The organism is Amycolatopsis stemonae, assembly GCF_054781455.1.
On record NZ_BAAGUJ010000002.1, the window covers coordinates 39,267 to 58,790 of the forward strand.

The window sequence follows — 19,524 nt, forward strand, 5'->3', positions numbered from 1 at the left end:
GAGATGGCGGACGTGGAAGACGTCGCGAGCGGCATCAAGGTCAAGTCCGACGACCCGCACACCGTGCTCGGGGTGAACGTCGACAACGCGATCAAGGCGACGCAGTTCGCCGGCAGCGCCGTCACCGTCGGCAAGGACGCCGTGTCGGTGAAGAACGCGGTGTTCGCGCCGCAGAAGGACGGCGCGGACATCACGCTCGCGCTGGGCACCATCGCGACCGACACCGCGAGCTTCATCCAGTCCAGCTCGAGCACCATCCAGGACATCGCCACCGACCCGCTCGGCTGGCTCGTCGGCCAGGGGCTGAACTTCCTGGTCAACGCCGTTCAGCCGATCCAGGACGCGATCCACTTCGTCAGCGGCGACGGCCCCGCGCTGAGCGTCGCGGCGGAGAACTTCGGCGCGATCGCCACCGGGCTCGACAAGCTGGCGCAGAACTTCGCCGACGTCACCGACGACGCGCTGAAGAACTGGCAGGGCAACGCGTCCGTCGCGGCGAAGACCGCTCTGGGCGAGTTCGCGCACGGCATCGAGGGCGTTGCCGGCAAGTCCGGCGACCTCGCCAAGATGCTGCAGCTCAACAGCATGCTGATGAGCTTCGTCGAGGACCTGGTCAAGGCGATCCTCACCGAGTTCGTCACCTGGCTGATCATGCTGTGGGTGCCGGCGCTGGCCGCCGCGGTGCCGACCTGCGGTGCCTCCCTTTCGGCCGCGGCGCCGGTCTCCGAGGTGAAGGCGGCCGAAACCACGGCGAAGACGACGCAGAAGGTGTCGAAGCTGCGCGAGCTGCTGCAGAAAGTGCTCGACTGGCTCAAGAAGCTGCAGGAGAAGTTCGCGACGAAGAAGCTGAGCAAGGCTCTCGGCGACATCGCGAAGGAGAACGAAGGCAAGGACCTGCTCCAGAAGGCCGTCGGCGACAAGGGCCTGATCGGCAAGCGGTGGGCGAAGGCCTTCGAAAACCCCGTGCTCGACGCCGCGGGCAAGGTCGACTACAAGAAGACGATGCTGAAGACCGGCGCGACCGAGGCCCTGAAGAAGGGCGGCGAAGCGGCGGTGAAGGGCGTGCTCGGGTTCAACCCGGCCAACGCCGGCGACAACGACGCCAAAACCCTCAACGACCACCTCGGCAAGCTCACCAGCCACGTCAAGAACGCGAAGAAGACGAGTGGCTACGACTCGGCGGGCGAGGACCGGCCGGTCGAGGGGACCCGCGAGGACCTGGACTTCTGACGATGGAGACGCTGTTCGTCGTCGCTCTGCTGGTCGTCGTGGCCGCGGTGGCCGCCGCCGTCGTGTGGCGGTCGAACCGGAAGTTCGCGGCGAACCGCGCGGAGCACTGGTTCAAGGCGTTCGCGGCCGAGCGGGGCGGGACGTTCCACGGCGGCCCGGGCGCGGACCCGAAGCCGACGTTCGGTGTGGTCCACCCGACCGGACGGCCGCTCGCGGACTGGCCCCACGAGACGTGGGTCGAGTTCCGCGCCGGGGATCGCCCGGCGATCGCGATCGACGGGCAGGAGCCGTACCGCCACTTCGACGACCACACGTACTTCCGGGACGTGCACGTCACGCAGGTGGCGGTGCCGCCGTGCCCGGAGCTGCGGATCGTCCCCGGCAAGGCGGTGTCGATGCCGACCCTGCCCCCGGACTCGCCATTGGAAGGCACGCTCGCGCGGTGGCTCGCGGAGAACCCGCGGTTCGGGCAGCGGGACGTCGTGGTCGAGCACGGGTCCGCGCGGACGTGGGGCCAGGGCTGCGCGACGCGGGAGAACGTCACCGCCGAAGCGGGCTACCTCGCCGAGCTCGTCGATCGGCTCCCCGCCGCCCTGTGGCGGGTCAGCGGCGCCGGGTAGTCAGGTGGGTCAGGCCGGCCGAGAGGGCGAACACCAGGCCCAAGCCGACGATGTACGGGCCCGCCAGCAGCGCGAACCCCGCGCCGATGTTGGCGTCGGCCTGCTTGTCCGACTGGAAGCCGATCGCCCCCACCGACAGCAGGATCGCTCCCAGCGTGATCAGCAGAACGGCCACCACCGTCAGACGCTTCGTGACAGTCGTCATCACTTCATGGTGCCCGGGCCCGGGTCAATTCGCTGGACAGTGACCCCAGGATGAGGACGTGGACTGGAAGATCACCCAGATCGACGTCGCCCACCCGGATGCCGTCGCGATCATGCGCGAGTACATGGACGAAGTCGCTTCGCGCTACTACGGACGCCCGATCACCGAAGCGGAGCTGACGCGGTACGTGGCCGAGGAACCCGGGACGGACCTCGTGCCGCCCACCGGGGCGTTCCTCCTCGGCCGCCGCGACGGCGAAGCCGCCGGGTGCGCCGGGACCCGCGTCGTCGCGCCCGGGATCACCGAGCTGACGAAGGTGTTCATCAAGCCGGCCCACCGCGGGACCGGGGGCGGGCCCGCGCTGGTCGCGGCGGCCGAGGACGCGGCCCGGCGGCTCGGCTCGGCGCTCATGCGGCTCGACACCCGGCACGACCTCGTCGAGGCCCGCGCGCTCTACGCGAAGACGGGCTAGGCCGAGGTCGAGCCGTTCAACGACGAGCAGTTCGCCGAGCACTGGTTCGCGAAGGCCCTCAGCTGACGCAGGCGGCGACCTCGCCCGGCGCCGACTTCCGCGTCATCACCACCCGGCCGCCGACCGTGACCCGGCATTCGACCGCGCCGCTCCCCTGCCCGAGCAGCTGCACCGCACCGGGCGCCGCCCAGCTGAGGTCCTTCCGCCACGGCAGGGCGACGTTCAGCTCCTGGTGGACCAGGCCCAGGCCGTTCGAGTCGTAGACGACCGTCGCCGTGCCGGTGCCGGCCAGCTCGTAGGTGACCTGGTAGCCGGCCGGCGCGGGCGGGGTCGAGGTGTACGTCGCCGTCGCCATGATCGTGCGCGGCGGGACCGACGAGGACGACGGCTCCCCCACCACGGCGACGGACGGCGCGGGCGGCGGCGAACCGTCGTCGCCGAGGACGAAGATGCCGGCGGTCACCGCCGCGATGGCGATCACCGCGATGCCGAGCCTGCCGACGAGCTGCCGGTTCATGGGGACTCCCGAGGAGGACGGCGGCCCCTCGCGGCGAGGGGCCGCCGGAGGGTCAGAACGAGGGCAGGAGCTTGCCCGGCACACCGTTGACGGACTGGATCAGGCCGAGCACCGGCACGCCGAGCGGCGCGAACGTCCAGATGTTGTTCAGGCCACTGGTGTCCGGCTCGTCGACCACGACGACGCCGGGGGCGTCGGCGGCCAGCGCCGGCGCCGCCGCGCCGAACAGGGCCGCACCGGTGAGGACGGCGACAGCGAGGGTCTTCTTCATGGGTTTTCTGCCTTTCAGGAAACAGCGGTGATCAGGTCGAAGACGGGCGCGAGCAGGTCGACCGGCTGGCCGACCGGGCCGAGCACGCTCCCGAGGTCGACGCCGGGGACGAGCCAGACCGAGCCGTCCGTCGGGTCGGCACTGGCGACACCGGCGGCGAAGCCGGTGAACGCCGTCGCCGCGACGAGCGGCAGCAGCACGCGGGCAGCGAGACGCTTCATGCGTTTTCCTTTCCTTCCCAGGGTTTTCAGCGCAGAACCGACGTGATCGGCACGATGGTTCCGTCGGGGACCCACTGGCCCGCGTAGTCGCGGTCCATCACCATTCCGGTGGCGTGGGGTTCGGTGGGGTACATCGGCATGGCGTTGACCTGGGCGGCGGCGAAGATCTGGACGTCCGCCGCCGGCCGGTCCGCGCCGAGCCAGTTCCGGAAGCCGCCGACCGTCGGGCTTTCGCCGCCGAAGCGGTCGCCGACCGCGACGGCGTACCCGACCGCCGTGGCCTCCCGCGGGTCGAACCGCAAGGGCAGCGACGCGCTCGCGACGGCGTTGACGATCGGCCCGTTCAGCAGCCACGGCGCCAGGTAGAGCCCGTACTGGTGGGTGGGCTGGAGGCGCTGCAGTTCCGCGGCCCGCGTCATCGCCGTGTACCCGGCGGCCCAGCCGGAAACGACGACGAGCGCGGTGTCGGGCCCGGCGTCCGGCCGCACGGCCAGTCCGGTGCGCGCCGCGGTCTCGCGCACCAGCTTCGCCGCCGCGACGCCGCGCGGGGAGTCGTCCTCGACGAGCGTGATCCCGGCCGGTTTCCGCCCGGCGAGGAACTCGACGAGCTTGACCAGCGCGCCGCTGTCCTCCGGGCCGAGCGCGTCAGAGGGGCAGGCCGTCAGCACGTCGGACCGGCCGGCGACCAGGCTCCCGAGGGCGGCCGAAGCGCACTCCGGCGCGTCGGCGTCGGTGATCGACGGCCCCGGCGCGGTGCCCGCGTCGACCTCGACGACCGTCTTCGCGTCGCCGCGGCGGATCTCCAGGTCGCTGCGGCCGGGCGGCAGGTCGACGTCGGCCCAGGTGCCCTCGGCGCCGGGCCGCGCGATCGCCTTCGTGATCAGGCCGCCGCGAACACCGGCGGAGAGGTCGTCGCCCGCGCTCGGCGGGAAGTGGACGAGGTTGTGCCCCGGTCGTTGCGGGCTGACGAGCACCGGGAACCCCGGCGCGTCGGCCAGCAGCGGCACCCCGGGCACCGGCAGCGGCGGCGGCACGGGAATCGCGCCGAGGGCACTCCACGCGAGGAACCCGAGCGCGACGCCGGCGACCCCGAACCGGTAGGCGCGGCCGTTGACCACCCCGGCGAGGACGCTCACCCCGACCGGCAGGACCATGACGGCGACCACCGCGAGCCCGAAGAGCGTCGTGTAGAGCCGCCGGTCGAAGCCCAGGCCGGAGATCCCGAACCGCACCGCGCCGGCCAGGACCAGCAGGCCGCCGAGGGTGAGGGCGAGCGGCCCGGGCCGGATCGCCGACGTCGTGACCGGCCCGAACAGCGCGAAGCCGAACCACACGGCCGCCCCGGCGACGAACACCGTGTCGACCGCGAACTCGACGCCGGTGCCGCCCGATGACGTCTCCAGCACGACCAGCACCAGCAACGCGAGCGACGTCCAGCGGGTGAACCGCGGGAGGAGCGGCACCGCCACCGCGAGCACGACGTGGATCGCCAGCGCGACCACGTTGATGTCGACGGCGAAGGAAGACACCACGGCGAGCAGCGCCGAGACCCCGCCGAGGACGTACAGCGTGACGGGCCGCCGCCCCGGCGGCCGCAGGAGGCCGCCGCCGGCGAGGAACGCCGTGGACAGCAGCAGAGCAAGCCGCAGGGCCAGCGCCAGGACGTCCACAGTGGACGAACCGGTGGGCGCGGAGTGGTCGTGTTCCATCAAGACTCCCAGGTCGGGGTCGTGGGTGTTCAGGGCGGTTCTGACCGCCCTGAACACCCACGACCGCGTTACTTGATGTTCGCGTCGGCGACCACGAACAGCTCGGAGTGCGGCTTGGCGTTGCCGAAGTCCCCGTGCGGCCACGACTTGCGGTTGAAGTTGATGCCGACCTGGCCGGTGAACTCGTCCCGGAAGTTCGAGTCGACCGCGACCTTCCCGTCCGGGCCGAGGTTCAGCAGGTTGACCTTGTGGTCACCGTCCAAACCGGACCGCGCGACGAAGTAGTTCGACACCGCGAGGTGCTGCGGCGACGTGGTTTCGTGGTAGAAACCGTCGCTGCCGAGCGCCCAGTTGTCGTAGGCGCCCCAGTGCGGGCCCGCGCCCGGCGTGCCGGGGTTGATCGGGGCCGCGCCGACGACGGTCGGCAGGTCGCCGCCCCCGCCCTGCTGCGCCTTCGCCTTGGTGTCGACCCGGCCCTGGATGTCCTCGATCCGGTCGCCGGCGTTGACCAGCTTCTGGATGTCGAGGACGTAGACCCCGCCGGTGGTGCCGGGGTCGTCGGCCGAGAGGGTGCCCTTCTGCCGCCCGACGATCGCGCGGTAGAGGTACTTGTCGTCCGGGCTCGTCTGGATCCAGCCGCCGTTCGAGCTGGCGCCGTTCGAGTCGTTGTTGGCGTAGATCGACTTGTTCGCCGCGCCGTCGTCGAACACCTCGATCCAGTGCGGTTCCTTCGCGGTGATGTCCGGCGTGTAGAACACCGCACCGCCCTGCATGGTCTGGGCGAACGCGCCCTTGTGGCCCGGCAGGTTGGTCACCGTCGTCTCCATGACCGCGCGGCTCTCGGCGTGGAGCGGGTCGGCGGGATCGGCACGCGGGCCGTCCTGCAGGTACGACACGGACTTCAGCTTCGGGTGGTTGCGGTCGGAGATGTCCCAGGTCCGCACGGTCGGCCGCCGCAGGTACGGCGACGGCTGCTTCACCGGATCGAGGATGATGTTGCGCGGCTCGGCGTAGTCGCTCGTGACGAGCGTGTTCAGGTCCTCGCGGGCCTGGACGCCGTGCGGGTTGGCGCAGGTCGGTTTGCCGAGCTGCGGCAGGTTGTCGCAGAGCTTCTGGTTGTCGCCCTGCGGGGTCGCCGCCGGGTTCTCCGACAGCACCTCGCCTTTCTGTCCGAAGTGGACGACCTCGCCGGGGCTGCCCGCGAAGCCGTTGCCGACCTGGGTGGAGCCGTCGGCGTAGGTGTGCGGGCCGGGCACGACCGGGCCACCCATGTACGTGCCGTACGCGGTGCCGTCCTTGAGCACCCAGTACGCGTCGGGGACCGAGCCGCCGAGCGTGTTGGTCGGCAGGCTGACGCCCTTGAGCTTCAGCTGCGGCAGGGCGCTGACGTCGAAGGCGTACGTCGCCGCGGCGAACAGCGCGCCCGCGTAGACCGTGTCGCCCTTGTGCCACACGTACTGCATGTGGTGCGGCTCGTTCTCGACCAGCGGGCCGACGGTCGCGGTGTTGACGACCTTGCCGTAGGTCGGCGAACCCTGCGTCGCGTCGATCACGGCGAGGAAGTCCGGCCCCGGCAGGGCGTTCTTGATCTTGTTGAGCCCGCCGCCGAGCGTGCCCGGCAGGTTCTTGACGTCCTTGACGAGCGTGTCGGCGATGTTCTCGTCACCGGCCCAGACGAGCAGCCACTTCTTGGGCGTGCCGACGGCGGCCCTCGACTCGGCGGTCAAGTCCTTCGACACCAGGTGGTTCTGCACCCAGTACTGCTTGCCGTCGGACGCGGTCTTCGCGTCGGTGATCGTCTGGACGTCGGCGTAGGCGCCGGTGGCCGAGCCGGTGTACGTGACGGCGCCGGCCGCGAGGGCGAGTGCCGCGGCGCCGGTCACCACCCTTCGCCACCGGCCCGGGCGCAACGGAGTTGATCGCATGGTTCTCCCTGTTCCTTCTCACGGACGAAACCGTTGGGACACAACGGAAAGCTGACGTCAGCAGACCTGGACGGGATATTCGCGCCAAGCGGTCAAAGCGTCCAGCCGTGATCAAAGAATGAGATTCACGCTATTCGGGTGAAATTCCCACAACGTGGGCCGAATTGACGCGCTTCACTGAGCCGAACGAGTGATGAGCCAACCGGCGCAGCCACGGTTGGTCACAATGGCGCAGCCCCGGCGCCTGAACGCCGGGGCTGCGAGTTATGAATTCGTTATGAAATGCCGGGAACTCCGGTCAGAGTTTGGTGCCGCAATCCGAGCAGAACAGCGCTCCGGGCTTGTTGCTCTCGCTGCCGCAGCCGCCGCAGCGGACCTTGAGCGCCAGCGACGTGCCGCACGACGAACAGAACTTGCCGCCGTCGGCCTTCAGGCCGCAGCCCGGGCAGGTGACCTTGGCGCGGGTGTCGAGGTCGAGGTCGGACGTCCAGTCCTTCTCGCGGGCCTTGTCCCAGATCTGGTCGCGCTGCGCCGACGCCTGGGCGCGCGAGATCTCCTCGGCGACGCTCGGCGAGCAGCGCAGGCACTGGCCGATTTCCTCGTTCCAGCACTGGTCCTGGCACATCCAGTCGCCGCAGCCGCGGCACTGGCGGAAGCTCGGGGTGATCTCCTTGACCGCCGCGGCCAGGGCTTTGTCCTTGGCCGGCGAGTTCGTCGCGCGGTCGTAGCGCCACTGGTCGGCCGAGTTGCTCAGGTCCCGCAGCGTCCCACCGAAGAACGAGCCGACAGCGCGAAGCACGCTTCGCCCGGTCTCGACGTTGTCGCGCTGGAAGGCGGATCGATAGCCGTTGCCGCAGCGTTCGCACCGGAACTCGAACTGGTACCCCTGCGTGTTGGAGAGGTCCGAGAAGTTGTCCGTGAAGGGCACAGAGTCAGCCACGGCCCATCTTCGCCAGCGCGCCGCGGTCGCGGTGAGGACAGATTTGCCGACAACGACCCGGCTACCGGCCGTCACGAGGCGCGAGGAGCACCAGCGGGAGCAGCGCGAGCACCCCGCCGACGACCGCGACCAGCGCGTACCCGCCACCCGCGAAGAGCTGCCCGGACCCCAGTCCGGCCAGCGCGGACGCCGACCAGACGACCGCGTCGACCGTGCCCTGCACCCGGCTGCGGGTCTCCGGCGCGAGGTCGCGGCTCAGCTGCGCGCTGCCGCCGACGAACACCAGGTTCCAGCCGTACCCGAGCAGGAACAACGCCACGGGCAGGCCGGACGTGTGCGCCGTCGGGGCCGCGAGCGCGGTCGCCGTCGACAGGGCCAGCACGCCGAGGCCCGCGTTGACCGTCACGCGCGGGCCCCAGCGGTCGGCGATCCGGCCGGACAGCGGGGCCAGCGCGAACATGCCGAACAGGTGCGCGCTCAGCACCCAGCCGACGACGTCGAGGCCGTGGCCGTGGTTCTCCAGCTGCACCGGCGTCATCGTCATCACCGCGACCATGGTCAGCTGCGCGGCGACCATCGCGACCAGCGGCCGGCCGACACCGGTCGCCCGCACCGGCGCGGCCGCGGGTGCTGTCCGCGCGGGTGGGACGTGCCGCGGCAGGAACGCCGCCGCGAGCGCCGCCCCCGCGGTGGTCACGACGGCGACCGCGACCGGCCCGGACAGCGGTGGCCAGCCGAAGCTCCCGGCGACGTCCGCCGCGGGGGCCATCAGCGCCGGCCCGGCCAGCGCGCCGATCGTCCCGCCCCAGACGACGGTCGAGAGCGCGCGGCCCCGGCGGTCCTCCGGGTAGAGGTCCGCGGCCAGGTAGCGCGACAGCTGCGCGCCGCCGTTGCCGAGGCCGACCAGCAGGATGCCGAGCAGGAGCGGCACCAGCGACGTCGTCAGCGCGCCGGCGAACGCGACCAGGGCGCCGAGCGCCGCGACGCCGTACCCGCCGACCAGGACGCGGCGACGGCCGTGGCCGGGCAGCAGCCAGCCGACGCAGAGCGCACCGGCGGCCGTGCCGAGCACGTTCGCGACGCTCGGCAGGCCGCTCCAGCCCGGCCCGCTGCCCGCGGCGACGATCAGCGTCGCCGCCGTGCTCAAGCCGACCGTCGCGGTGTTGAGCAGCGCGACGCCGGTGAACAGCGCTCCCATCGACCTGGTCCGGCCGGTCATCGTCATGGTCCCCATGACCAGCAACGTTAGGGATTTCGCGCCGCGCTTCGAAGGGCCGGCGAACGGCATTTCGGTCGCCTCGGCCGCGCTTCGGAAGGAAGATGGGCGCCATGACCTTTCGTTCGGAAAAGCCCCTGGACGACGTCGACTGGCGGCTGCTGGACCTGCTGCAGGCCGACGGGAGGCTGTCGTTCAAGGAGCTCGGCCGGCGGATCAACCTGTCGGCGCCGGCGGTCGCCGAGCGGGTGCGGCGGCTGGAGGAGACCGGCGTGATCACCGGCTACCGCGCGCAGGTCGACGCGCGGCGCGCGGGCCAGCCGCTGCAGGCGTTCGTCGAAATGCGCTGCGCGCTGAGCAGCTGCCTGCTGAAGACGTCGAAGTCCGAGGACTACCCGGAAGTCGTCGAGATCCACCGCCTGTCCGGCGACCACTGCACGATGCTGAAGATCCGGGCGGCGTCTCTCGAACACTTCGAGGGCCTGCTGGAACGGCTCGGCAAGCACGGCGAACTGCGATCGTCGGTGGTGCTGTCGACGCAGTACGAAGGCCGGCCGGTGCGCCCGCCGTCCGACGACTTCCTCCGCGCGTCGAAGCCCGAAGGCTGGTCGTGACCCGAAGGGCTGCCCGGAAGGCGGCTGTTCGTCCGGTGCCGACCTGCATCCTGACGCGGCAGGCCGCCGGACACGTACTTCGACTTCCCGGTCACGCACTGCCTGCCCTGAACAGCAAAGCGCCCCCGGCCCACAGTGGACCGGGGGCGCTGTTCGGTTCGGTCAGGCCGCGTTCCGGCGCCGCCGGGCGGTGAACACCAGGCCCCCGCCGAGCGCGAGGGCGACCAGGGCGAGCGCGCCCAGGCCGAGCGCCTCGACGCCGGTGCTCGCCAGCCCGCTGCCGCCGGTTTCGCCGCCACCGGTGCCGCCGGCCGCACCGGTGGTGGAGGTCGGCGGGGTGGCGGTGCAGTCGGCCGGGTTGGCAGGCACGGTCGGAAGGGGCGCGTCACCTTCGGCGACGTCGATCCCGACCCGGCTGACCGAGTCGCCCCAAACGTCGATGGCGGTCGGGTTCTCGTACGTGACCTTCCAGCCCTTCGGCGGCAGCAGGTACAGCCGGTACGCGGGTCCGGGCGCCACGTCGTGGAACTCGAAGTGCCCCTTCGCGTCCGTAGTCGCCTCACCGGTGACCGGGCAGTGCAGATCGGAGACCAGCACCACCTTCACCCCGGCCAGTCCCTCGTTCTTCCCGTGGGTGACGTCCCCGGAGACACTGCCCTTGGCGCCCGGCACGGCGGCCCGGTCGTCGGCCTGCGCGTGGTTGTCTATGTCGACCTCGTAATACCCGAAGTCACAGGACGCGGCGACGAAACCGCGGTTGAACGCGGCCTTCGGCACCGTGTCGGTGACATCGAACGTGCGAGTCTCGCCCGCGGCGAGATCCACGCCGCGGGACCAGACCAGGTCGCCCCAGCCGGGCCCGGAGCCCTGCAGGACGTAGTCGCTCCCGACCCTGTTGCACTCCGCCACGACACCCCGGAGCGGAATCGAGCCCGAGTTCGTGAGCGTCACGGTGACGTGCGCGAGGTCGCCGACCTTGTAGCTGTCCTGGGTGAAGGCCATCGATGCCTTGAGCGCGCCGTTGAGCGGCGGTGCGCCGCGGACGTCCAGGTGGGTGTCCGCGCCGATCCGGACGGTGTGGAACGGGAACAGCCAGCCGTCGGCCACCTCGCCGCCGACGTAGTACTCCGCGCCCGGGACGTCGAAGGTGATCTTCCCGTCGGGGCCGCTGGTGGCGGTGTAGGTGCCGGTGCCGTTGACGTATCGCAGGGTGAGCTTGACACCGGCCAGTTCCTCGCCCGCGTCACGTGCGCCGTTGCCGTTCTTGTCGCCGTAGACGACACCTTCCGCGTGGCCGGGCGCCGCGACGACCTTCGCGTCCGCGCTGAACGTGCCGACGCCGAAGTGGGTCGCGTCGAAGACGACTCCCTTCAGGACAGTGGAAGCCTGGCTGACGTCCCTGACCTTCCCCGTGCCGTTGAGCACGAAGGACTTGCCGGGCTCGAGGTCGAGGCCCGGGGTGCCGCTGGTGAGCGGACCCCAGCCCGGCTCGTAGGGGACGTACAGGTCGGTCGGCGCGAAGATGTCCTGGGAAACCCACAGGCCCTTCGCCGTGGTCGAGCCGGTGTTCGTCACCGTGAAGGTGAAGTGGATGTCCTCATTGGTCTGGTAGGAGTCCTTGTCCAGGGACACCGACACGTCGACCTGGGCGCGCTGCGGCGGCTCGTCCTGCGGTTTCGCCGCGGGCTTGCTCTCCGGCGCACTCGGTGTGGTGGACGCCGGCGCCTCGGAGCTGCTCGGCGGGGCCGGTTCCGAAGTGGACGGCGCCGTGGTGGTCGGCGTCGGGTCGTCCTCCGCGCCGGCCGGGCCGGCGAACCCGGCGGTCAGCAACGCCGCGGCCGCGAGCACGGCGAAACAACGCGCGATGGGTCTCGCGCTTCTGGATTTGTTCACGAACAGTCACCCCTGAATACCCGTTGGAAACGCGCAAAGCCCCCGAACCGCGTGAACCGGGTTACTGTAGCGAATTTCGCCGGGGCGAGGGTGACGTTTGCGAAACGGGAAAGGCCCCCGCCGGAAACCCGGCGAGGGCCTTTCCCGTTGAGCGGGACTGCGGACTCAGCGGAAGTCGCGACCGAAGTCGTAGTCGTCCAGCGGGACCGCGGCACCGGTGCCCGTACCGAACACGTCCGGGGTGTAGTAGCCGTCGTCGTAGGACGGGATCGCGTACGCCGCGACCCGGGCCTCTTCCGTCGGCTGCACCTGGATGTTGCGGTACTTGTTGATGCCCGTACCGGCCGGGATCAGCTTACCGATGATCACGTTCTCCTTGAGGCCCACGAGCTTGTCCGAGCGGCCGTTGATGGCCGCGTCGGTCAGGACTCGCGTGGTCTCCTGGAACGAGGCCGCCGACAGCCACGAGTCCGTGGTCAGCGACGCCTTCGTGATACCCATCAGCACCGGACGGCCCGAAGCCGGCTCGCCGCCCTCGGCGACCGCGGCCCGGTTCGTCGCCTCGAACTTGGTCCGCTCGGGCAGCTCGCCCGGGAGGAAGTCCGTGGCACCGGAGTCGATGATCGTCACGCGGCGCAGCATCTGCCGCACGATGACCTCGATGTGCTTGTCGTGGATCGACACACCCTGCGCCCGGTACACCTTCTGGACCTCGTCCGTCAGGTGCATCTGCGCCTCGCGCGGCCCCATGACCCGCAGGACCTCGTGCGGGTCCGGCGTGCCCTCGAGCAGCTGCTGACCGACGTTGACGTGGTCGCCGTCGCCCAGCGGGCCGTTCGGGGTGTTCGCGAGCCGCTGACGCTTGGACAGCTTGTCGAAGACGATCTCTTCGCCGCCGTCGTCCGGGATCAGCGTGATCTTCCAGAACCGCTCGCTCTCCTCGATGCGCACGCGGCCATCGACGTCGGCGATCGGCGCCTTGCCCTTCGGCACCCGAGCTTCGAAGAGCTCCTGGACACGGGGCAGACCGGTCGTGATGTCGTCACCGGCGACACCACCCTGGTGGAACGTACGCATCGTCAGCTGCGTACCGGGCTCACCGATCGACTGGGCCGCGACGATACCCACGGCCTCGCCGACGTCGACGAGCTGACCGGTCGCCATCGAGCGGCCGTAGCAGGTCGCGCAGATGCCGACGGCCGACTCGCAGGTCAGCACCGAGCGGACCTTGACCTTCGAGATGCCGCTGGAGAGCAGCTTCTCGATGGCCGGGTCGCCGATGTCGTCGCCCGCGTTCAGCACGACGTTGCCCTTGGCGTCCACCGCGTCCGTCGCGAGGTTCCGCGCGTACACGGAGGTCTCGACGTGCTGGTCGCGCAGGACCTTGCCGTCGCCGATGTCCTCGCCGATCGGCATCATGATGCCGCGGGTGGTGCCGCAGTCGATCTCGCGGACGATGACGTCCTGCGAGACGTCCACCAGACGCCGGGTCAGGTAACCCGAGTCCGCGGTCCGGAGCGCCGTGTCCGCCAGGCCCTTCCGGGCACCGTGCGTCGCGATGAAGTACTCCGCCACCGACAGGCCCTCACGGAAGTTGGCCTTGATCGGACGCGGGATGTACTCACCCTTCGGGTTGGACACCAGGCCACGCATGCCGGCCAGCGACCGGACCTGCGTCATGTTGCCCGCCGCGCCCGACTTCACGATCATGGCGATCGGGTTGTCGTCCGGCAGCGCCGTCTCCATGATCTTGTGGACCTCTTCGGTGGCCTGCGTCCACACCTTGACGAGCTCGTTGTTCCGCTCGGCGTGCGACAGCTGACCACGCTGGTAGCGCTTCTCCACCTGGGAGGCCTTGCCCTCGTACTCGTCGAGGATGGCCTTCTTGCCTTCCGGCACCAGGACGTCGGAGATCGCCACGGTGACACCCGACCGGGTCGCCCAGTAGAAGCCGGCGTCCTTCAGCCGGTCCAGGGTCTGCGCGACCTGGGTCATCGAGTACCGCTCCGCGAGGTCGTTGACGATCGCGGCCTGCCGCTTCTTCGGCATCGGCTCGTTGATGAACGGGTAGTCCGCCGGCAGCAGGTCGTTGAACAGCACGCGGCCCAGGGTCGTCTCGGCCAGCCACGCCTTGCCCGGCTCCCAGCCCTTCTCCGCCAGCGCCGCTTCGTCGGCCTTCGCCGGCTGACGGTCGGTGACGCGGATCTTGATCGGGGCGTGCAGGCCCAGCGCCTTGCGGTCGAAGGCCATGATGGCCTCGGCCGGCGACGAGTACGCGTTGCCCGCGCCCTCGGCCTTCTCGTTCAAGCGGGTCAGGTGGAACAGACCCGTGACCATGTCCAGTCGCGGCATGGCGAGCGGACGGCCCGACGCCGGCGACAGGATGTTGTTCGCCGACAGCATCAGGATCCGGGCCTCGGCCTGCGCCTCGGCCGACAGCGGCAGGTGCACCGCCATCTGGTCACCGTCGAAGTCCGCGTTGAACGCCTCGCAGACCAGCGGGTGCAGCTGGATGGCCTTGCCCTCGACCAGCTGCGGCTCGAAGGCCTGGATGCCGAGGCGGTGCAGCGTCGGCGCACGGTTCAGCATCACCGGGTGGCCGGTGATGACCTCTTCCAGCACGTCCCACACCTGCGGCCGCGAGCGCTCCACCATCCGCTTGGCGGACTTGATGTTCTGCGCGTGGTTCAGGTCGACCAGCCGCTTCATGACGAACGGCTTGAACAGCTCGAGCGCCATGTCCTTCGGCAGACCGCACTGGTGCAGCTTCAGCTGCGGGCCGACGATGATGACCGAACGGCCCGAGTAGTCGACGCGCTTGCCGAGCAGGTTCTGGCGGAACCGGCCCTGCTTGCCCTTGAGGAGGTCGGACAGCGACTTCAGCGGCCGGTTGCCCGGGCCGGTGACCGGACGCCCGCGGCGGCCGTTGTCGAACAGCGCGTCGACGGCCTCCTGCAGCATCCGCTTCTCGTTGTTGACGATGATCTCGGGCGCGCCGAGGTCGATCAGCCGCTTGAGGCGGTTGTTCCGGTTGATCACCCGGCGGTACAGGTCGTTCAAGTCGGAGGTCGCGAAGCGGCCACCGTCCAGCTGCACCATCGGGCGCAGGTCCGGCGGGATGACCGGGACGGCGTCGAGCACCATGCCGCGCGGGTCGTTGCCGGTGGCCTGGAACGCCGCGACGACCTTGAGCCGCTTCAGCGCGCGGAGCTTCTTCTGCCCCTTGCCGTTGCGGATCGTGTCGCGCAGGCTCTCGGCCTCCGCGGCGACGTCGAACTCGGTGGCCAGCTTCTGGATGGCCTCCGCGCCCATGCCGCCGGTGAAGTACTCGCCGTAGCGGTCGACGAGCTCGCGGTAGAGCAGCTCGTCGGCGATCAGCTGGCGGGTGTCGAGCTTCGTGAAGGTCGTCCAGACCTCCTCGAGGCGGTCCAGCTCGCGACCGGCGCGGTCACGCAGCTGGCGCATCTCGCGCTCGCCGCCCTCCTTGACCTTGCGGCGGACGTCGGACTTGGCGCCCTCCGCCTCCAGCTCGGCCAGGTCGGCTTCCAGCTTCTGCGCGCGGGCCTCGATGTCCGCGTCACGCTTGGTCTCGAGGTTCTTGCGCTCGACGCCGATCTCGTTCTCGAGGGTCGGCAGGTCGTTGTGGCGCAGCTCCGTGTTCACGCCCGTGATGACGTAAGCAGCGAAGTAGATGATCTTCTCGAGGTCCTTGGGCGCCAGGTCCAGCAGGTAGCCCAGGCGGGACGGGACACCCTTGAAGTACCAGATGTGGGTGACCGGCGCGGCCAGCTCGATGTGGCCCATCCGCTCACGGCGCACCTTGGCGCGGGTCACCTCGACGCCGCAGCGCTCACAGATGATGCCCTTGAAGCGGACGCGCTTGTACTTGCCGCAGTAGCACTCCCAGTCCCGGGTCGGGCCGAAGATCTTCTCGCAGAAGAGGCCGTCCTTCTCGGGCTTGAGCGTCCGGTAGTTGATGGTCTCCGGCTTCTTGACCTCGCCGTACGACCACTGACGGATGTCGTCGGCCGTGGCGAGACCAATGCGGAGCTCATCGAAGAAGTTGACGTCCAGCACGTCTAAGTCCCCTTGGGGTTGTATCGGCTAGAAGAGGGGTCGGCGGTGGAGCGGGGACCCACGGGAGGCAGGTCCCCGCTCGACACCGGATCAGTGCACGACGTCGTCCACCGAGGGCGACTCGTTGCGGGACAGGTTGATGCCGAGGTTGGCCGCGGCGCGCTCGAGGTCCTCGTCGTCGGAGTCGCGCATCTCGATCGCCGCGCCGTCGCTGGAGAGCACCTCGACGTTGAGGCACAGCGACTGGAGCTCCTTGAGGAGCACCTTGAACGACTCCGGGATGCCCGGCTCGGGGATGTTCTCCCCCTTGACGATGGCTTCGTACACCTTGACGCGGCCGACCACGTCGTCCGACTTGATCGTCAGCAGCTCCTGCAGCGTGTAGGCAGCGCCGTACGCCTGCATCGCCCAGCACTCCATCTCACCGAAGCGCTGGCCACCGAACTGCGCCTTACCACCCAGCGGCTGCTGCGTGATCATCGAGTACGGGCCGGTGGAGCGGGCGTGGATCTTGTCGTCGACCAGGTGGTGCAGCTTCAGGATGTACATGTAGCCGACCGACACCGGGTACGGGTACGGCTCGCCGGAGCGGCCGTCGAACAGCGTGGCCTTGCCGTTCTCCTTGACCATGCGCTCGCCGTCGCGGTTCGGCTTGGTCGCCCCGAGCAGCCCGGTGAGCTCCTCTTCCTTCGCGCCGTCGAACACCGGGGTGGCGGTGTTCGTGTTCGGCGCGACGTCGTAGAGCTCCTCGGACAGGTTGGCCGCCCACTCGGGGTTGCCCTCGATCGTCCAGCCCTGCGAGGCCAGCCAGCCCAGGTGCAGCTCGAGGATCTGGCCGATGTTCATCCGTCGCGGCACACCGTGGGTGTTCAGGATGATGTCGACCGGGGTGCCGTCCTCCATGAACGGCATGTCCTCGACCGGCAGGATCTTGCCGATGACACCCTTGTTGCCGTGCCGGCCGGCGAGCTTGTCGCCCGGCTGGATCTTGCGCTTCTGGGCCACGTAGACGCGGACCAGCTCGTTGACGCCCGGGGGCAGCTCGTCGTCGTCCTCGCGCGAGAACACGCGGATGCCGATGACCTTGCCGGTCTCGCCGTGCGGCACCTTCAGCGAGGTGTCGCGGACTTCGCGGGCCTTCTCGCCGAAGATCGCGCGGAGCAGGCGCTCCTCCGGGGTCAGCTCGGTCTCGCCCTTCGGCGTGACCTTGCCGACCAGGATGTCGCCGTCGCGGACCTCGGCACCGATGCGGATGATGCCGCGCTCGTCGAGGTCGGCCAGGACCTCCTCGGAGACGTTCGGGATGTCCCGGGTGATCTCCTCGGCGCCCAGCTTGGTGTCGCGGGCGTCGATCTCGTGCTCCTCGATGTGGATCGACGTCAAGACGTCGTCCTGCACCAGGCGCTCGGAGAGGATGATCGCGTCCTCGTAGTTGTGGCCCTCCCACGGCATGACCGCGACGAGCAGGTTCTTGCCGAGCGCCATCTCACCGTTCTCGGTGGACGGGCCGTCGGCGATGACCTGACCCTGCTCGACCCGGTCGCCCTCGTTGACGATCGGGCGGTGGTTGAAGCAGGTGCCGTGGTTGGAGCGGCGGAACTTGTACAGCCCGTAGCTCTTCCGCGTGCCGTCGTCGTGCATGATCGTGATCAGGTCCGCCGAGAGCTCCTCGACGATGCCGGCCTGCTCGGCGACGAGCACGTCACCGGCGTCGACCGCGGCGCGCAGCTCCACACCCGTGCCCACGTACGGGGCCTGGTTGCGCAGCAGCGGCACGGCCTGGCGCTGCATGTTCGCACCCATCAGGGCGCGGTTGGCGTCGTCGTGTTCGAGGAACGGGATCATCGCCGTCGCGACCGAGACCATCTGCCGCGGCGAGACGTCCATGTAGTCGATGTCGAGCGGGTCGATCAGCTCGACCTCGCCACCCTTGCGGCGGGCCATGACGCGGTCTTCGATGAAGGTGCCGTCGTCGGAGATCGGCGCGTTGGCCTGGGCCTTGACGTACCGGTCCTCTTCGTCCGCGGTCAGGTAGTCGACCTGGTCGGTGACCCGGCCCTCGACGACCTTGCGGTACGGCGTCTCGATGAAGCCGAACGGGTTGACCCGCGCGTACGAGCAGAGCGAGCCGATCAGGCCGATGTTCGGGCCTTCCGGCGTCTCGATCGGGCACATCCGGCCGTAGTGCGACGGGTGGACGTCCCGGACCTCCATGCCGGCGCGCTCACGGGACAGACCGCCCGGGCCGAGGGCCGAGAGACGACGCTTGTGCGTCAGGCCCGAGAGCGGGTTGTTCTGGTCCATGAACTGCGACAGCTGCGAGGTGCCGAAGAACTCCTTGATCGCCGCGCCGATCGGGCGGATGTTGATCAGGGTCTGCGGCGTGATCGCCTCGACGTCCTGCGTCGTCATGCGCTCGCGCACGACGCGCTCGGTGCGGGAGAGGCCGACCCGGATCTGGTTCTGGATCAGCTCGCCGACCGTGCGCAGGCGCCGGTTGCCGAAGTGGTCGATGTCGTCGGTCTCGACCGGCACCTCGGTGCCGTTCTGCGCGTCCATCTTGTCCTCGCCGGCGTGCAGCCGGACCAGGTACTCGATGGTCGTGACGATGTCCTCTTCGGTCAGCGTCCCGGTGTCGTACGGCGTGTCGAGGCCGAGCTTCTTGTTGACCTTGTACCGGCCGACCTTCGCCAGGTCGTAGCGCTTCGCCTTGAAGAACAGGTTCTCCAGCAGGGTCTGCGCGCTCTCCTTCGTGGGCGGCTCGCCCGGGCGGAGCTTGCGGTAGATGTCGAGCAGCGCCTCGTCGGTGCCGGCGGTGTGGTCCTTCTCGAGGGTGGCCAGCAGCGTCTCCGAGAAGGAGAAGCGCTCGCGGATCGCCTCGGTGGTCCAGCCCAGTGCCTTCAGCAGCACGGTGACCGGCTGGCGGCGCTTGCGGTCGATGCGGACGCCGACGGTGTCGCGCTTGTCGACGTCGAACTCGAGCCACGCACCGCGGCTCGGGATCACGCGGACGCTGAAGACGTCCTTGTCGGTCGTCTTGTCGACGTCCTTCGAGTAGTAGACGCCCGGCGAGCGGACCAGCTGGGACACGACGACACGCTCGGTGCCGTTGATGATGAACGTGCCCTTGTCGGTCATGACCGGGAAGTCGCCCAGGAAGACCGTCTGGCTCTTGATCTCGCCCGTGTTGTTGTTGACGAACTCGGCCGTGACGAACAGCGGCGCGGCGTACGTCATGTCCTTGTCCTTGCACTCCTCGATCGAGGCCTTGACCTCGTCGAAGCGCGGAGCGGAGAAGGACAGGGACATCGAGCCGGAGAAGTCCTCGATCGGGGAGATCTCGTTCAGGACCTCTTCGAGGCCGCCGATCGGGTTCTCTTCTCCTTCTTCGACACGGCGTTCGAACCACGCTTCGTCCCCGGTGAACCACTGGAACGACTGGATCTGGACGTCGAGCAGGTTGGGGGTGCTGAGGGGTTCGCGAATCTTTGCGAAGGAAACCCGCTTGGGCGCGCCGGGGATTCCCGTGGACTCCGAGCGAGATTCAGCCGAGGTGGTCGCAGCAGTGGCCTGGTTCGCGGGAGAGACTGCCAAGATGCGTCCTTCCGGGGACA

At 69.6% G+C, this 19,524-nt stretch carries 15 protein-coding genes; 4 read left to right on the plus strand and 11 right to left on the minus strand.

The genetic code is table 11. From position 1 onward, the window contains the following. Window positions 1–3: 3 nt before the first annotated feature. Both ACYVLJ_RS06195 and ACYVLJ_RS06200 read left to right on the plus strand, forming a co-directional pair. Window positions 4–1,230 (plus strand): hypothetical protein, encoded by a 1,227-nt coding sequence (locus tag ACYVLJ_RS06195; protein WP_460438027.1) that lies wholly within the window; start codon window positions 4–6, stop codon window positions 1,228–1,230. A gap of 2 nt (window positions 1,231–1,232) precedes the next feature. After that, window positions 1,233–1,850 carry a hypothetical protein gene (locus ACYVLJ_RS06200; protein WP_460438028.1) on the plus strand — a complete coding sequence of 206 codons (618 nt, stop codon included), beginning with the start codon at window positions 1,233–1,235 and terminating at the stop codon, window positions 1,848–1,850. Here ACYVLJ_RS06200 and ACYVLJ_RS06205 read toward each other — a convergent pair. After that, the gene (locus tag ACYVLJ_RS06205) at window positions 1,834–2,055 is read right to left on the minus strand and encodes a hypothetical protein (protein ID WP_451982356.1); all 222 of its coding nucleotides are present in this window, start codon (window positions 2,053–2,055) and stop codon (window positions 1,834–1,836) included. The genes ACYVLJ_RS06200 and ACYVLJ_RS06205 overlap by 17 nt on opposite strands. A gap of 58 nt (window positions 2,056–2,113) precedes the next feature. On the opposite strand from ACYVLJ_RS06205, the gene ACYVLJ_RS06210 reads away from it, so the two are divergent. Continuing rightward, window positions 2,114–2,527, plus strand: coding sequence for a GNAT family N-acetyltransferase (locus ACYVLJ_RS06210; protein ID WP_460438029.1), 414 nt, complete (start codon window positions 2,114–2,116; stop codon window positions 2,525–2,527). Between the two features lie 58 nt (window positions 2,528–2,585). On the opposite strand, the gene ACYVLJ_RS06215 is transcribed toward ACYVLJ_RS06210, so the two are convergent. The 7 genes from ACYVLJ_RS06215 to ACYVLJ_RS06245 form a co-directional block, all read right to left on the minus strand. Then, window positions 2,586–3,044 carry an MmpS family transport accessory protein gene (locus ACYVLJ_RS06215; protein WP_460438030.1) on the minus strand — a complete coding sequence of 153 codons (459 nt, stop codon included), beginning with the start codon at window positions 3,042–3,044 and terminating at the stop codon, window positions 2,586–2,588. 52 nt (window positions 3,045–3,096) lie between these two features. Continuing rightward, window positions 3,097–3,315 (minus strand): hypothetical protein, encoded by a 219-nt coding sequence (locus ACYVLJ_RS06220; RefSeq protein ID WP_451982365.1) that lies wholly within the window; start codon window positions 3,313–3,315, stop codon window positions 3,097–3,099. A 14-nt stretch (window positions 3,316–3,329) separates the two neighbouring features. After that, complete coding sequence (locus tag ACYVLJ_RS06225; protein WP_451982368.1) at window positions 3,330–3,536, minus strand: hypothetical protein; 207 nt, start codon at window positions 3,534–3,536, stop codon at window positions 3,330–3,332. A 26-nt stretch (window positions 3,537–3,562) separates the two neighbouring features. Then, complete coding sequence (locus tag ACYVLJ_RS06230; protein ID WP_460438031.1) at window positions 3,563–5,245, minus strand: hypothetical protein; 1,683 nt, start codon at window positions 5,243–5,245, stop codon at window positions 3,563–3,565. 68 nt (window positions 5,246–5,313) lie between these two features. After that, window positions 5,314–7,170, minus strand: a complete 1,857-nt coding sequence (locus ACYVLJ_RS06235; protein ID WP_460438032.1) for a hypothetical protein — start codon at window positions 7,168–7,170, stop codon at window positions 5,314–5,316. A gap of 298 nt (window positions 7,171–7,468) precedes the next feature. Then, on the minus strand, window positions 7,469–8,110 hold the full coding sequence (locus ACYVLJ_RS06240) for a zinc ribbon domain-containing protein (protein WP_451982376.1): 642 nt from the start codon (window positions 8,108–8,110) through the stop codon (window positions 7,469–7,471). A gap of 61 nt (window positions 8,111–8,171) precedes the next feature. Then, entirely contained in the window at window positions 8,172–9,344 is a 1,173-nt protein-coding gene (locus ACYVLJ_RS06245; protein WP_460438033.1) for an MFS transporter, read from the minus strand. Window positions 9,345–9,439: 95 nt separating this feature from the next. Here ACYVLJ_RS06245 and ACYVLJ_RS06250 point away from each other — a divergent pair, with 95 nt between their 5' ends. Beyond that, on the plus strand, window positions 9,440–9,940 hold the full coding sequence (locus tag ACYVLJ_RS06250) for an Lrp/AsnC family transcriptional regulator (protein WP_460438034.1): 501 nt from the start codon (window positions 9,440–9,442) through the stop codon (window positions 9,938–9,940). A 162-nt stretch (window positions 9,941–10,102) separates the two neighbouring features. On the opposite strand, the gene ACYVLJ_RS06255 is transcribed toward ACYVLJ_RS06250, so the two are convergent. The 3 genes from ACYVLJ_RS06255 to rpoB all read right to left on the minus strand — a co-directional run bounded on the left by ACYVLJ_RS06255 (window position 10,103) and on the right by rpoB (window position 19,504). After that, window positions 10,103–11,833, minus strand: coding sequence for a hypothetical protein (locus tag ACYVLJ_RS06255; protein ID WP_460438035.1), 1,731 nt, complete (start codon window positions 11,831–11,833; stop codon window positions 10,103–10,105). A gap of 165 nt (window positions 11,834–11,998) precedes the next feature. Further along, window positions 11,999–15,910, minus strand: coding sequence for a DNA-directed RNA polymerase subunit beta' (locus tag ACYVLJ_RS06260; protein WP_451982388.1), 3,912 nt, complete (start codon window positions 15,908–15,910; stop codon window positions 11,999–12,001). 90 nt (window positions 15,911–16,000) lie between these two features. Next, a complete protein-coding gene (gene rpoB, locus ACYVLJ_RS06265) occupies window positions 16,001–19,504 on the minus strand; it encodes a DNA-directed RNA polymerase subunit beta (RefSeq protein ID WP_451982391.1) in 3,504 nt (1,167 codons plus the stop codon). Between the last annotated feature and the right edge of the window lie 20 nt (window positions 19,505–19,524).

Coding starts and splice junctions, on each gene's coding strand:
- ACYVLJ_RS06230 (WP_460438031.1), bottom strand. CDS start 5,245: ATGGAACACGACCACTCCGCGCCCACCGGTTCGTCCACTGTGGACGTC.
- ACYVLJ_RS06225 (WP_451982368.1), bottom strand. CDS start 3,536: ATGAAGCGTCTCGCTGCCCGCGTGCTGCTGCCGCTCGTCGCGGCGACG.
- ACYVLJ_RS06195 (WP_460438027.1), top strand. CDS start 4: ATGGCGGACGTGGAAGACGTCGCGAGCGGCATCAAGGTCAAGTCCGAC.
- ACYVLJ_RS06235 (WP_460438032.1), bottom strand. CDS start 7,170: ATGCGATCAACTCCGTTGCGCCCGGGCCGGTGGCGAAGGGTGGTGACC.
- ACYVLJ_RS06250 (WP_460438034.1), top strand. CDS start 9,440: ATGACCTTTCGTTCGGAAAAGCCCCTGGACGACGTCGACTGGCGGCTG.
- ACYVLJ_RS06245 (WP_460438033.1), bottom strand. CDS start 9,344: ATGGGGACCATGACGATGACCGGCCGGACCAGGTCGATGGGAGCGCTG.
- ACYVLJ_RS06220 (WP_451982365.1), bottom strand. CDS start 3,315: ATGAAGAAGACCCTCGCTGTCGCCGTCCTCACCGGTGCGGCCCTGTTC.
- ACYVLJ_RS06205 (WP_451982356.1), bottom strand. CDS start 2,055: ATGACGACTGTCACGAAGCGTCTGACGGTGGTGGCCGTTCTGCTGATC.
- ACYVLJ_RS06200 (WP_460438028.1), top strand. CDS start 1,233: ATGGAGACGCTGTTCGTCGTCGCTCTGCTGGTCGTCGTGGCCGCGGTG.
- ACYVLJ_RS06215 (WP_460438030.1), bottom strand. CDS start 3,044: ATGAACCGGCAGCTCGTCGGCAGGCTCGGCATCGCGGTGATCGCCATC.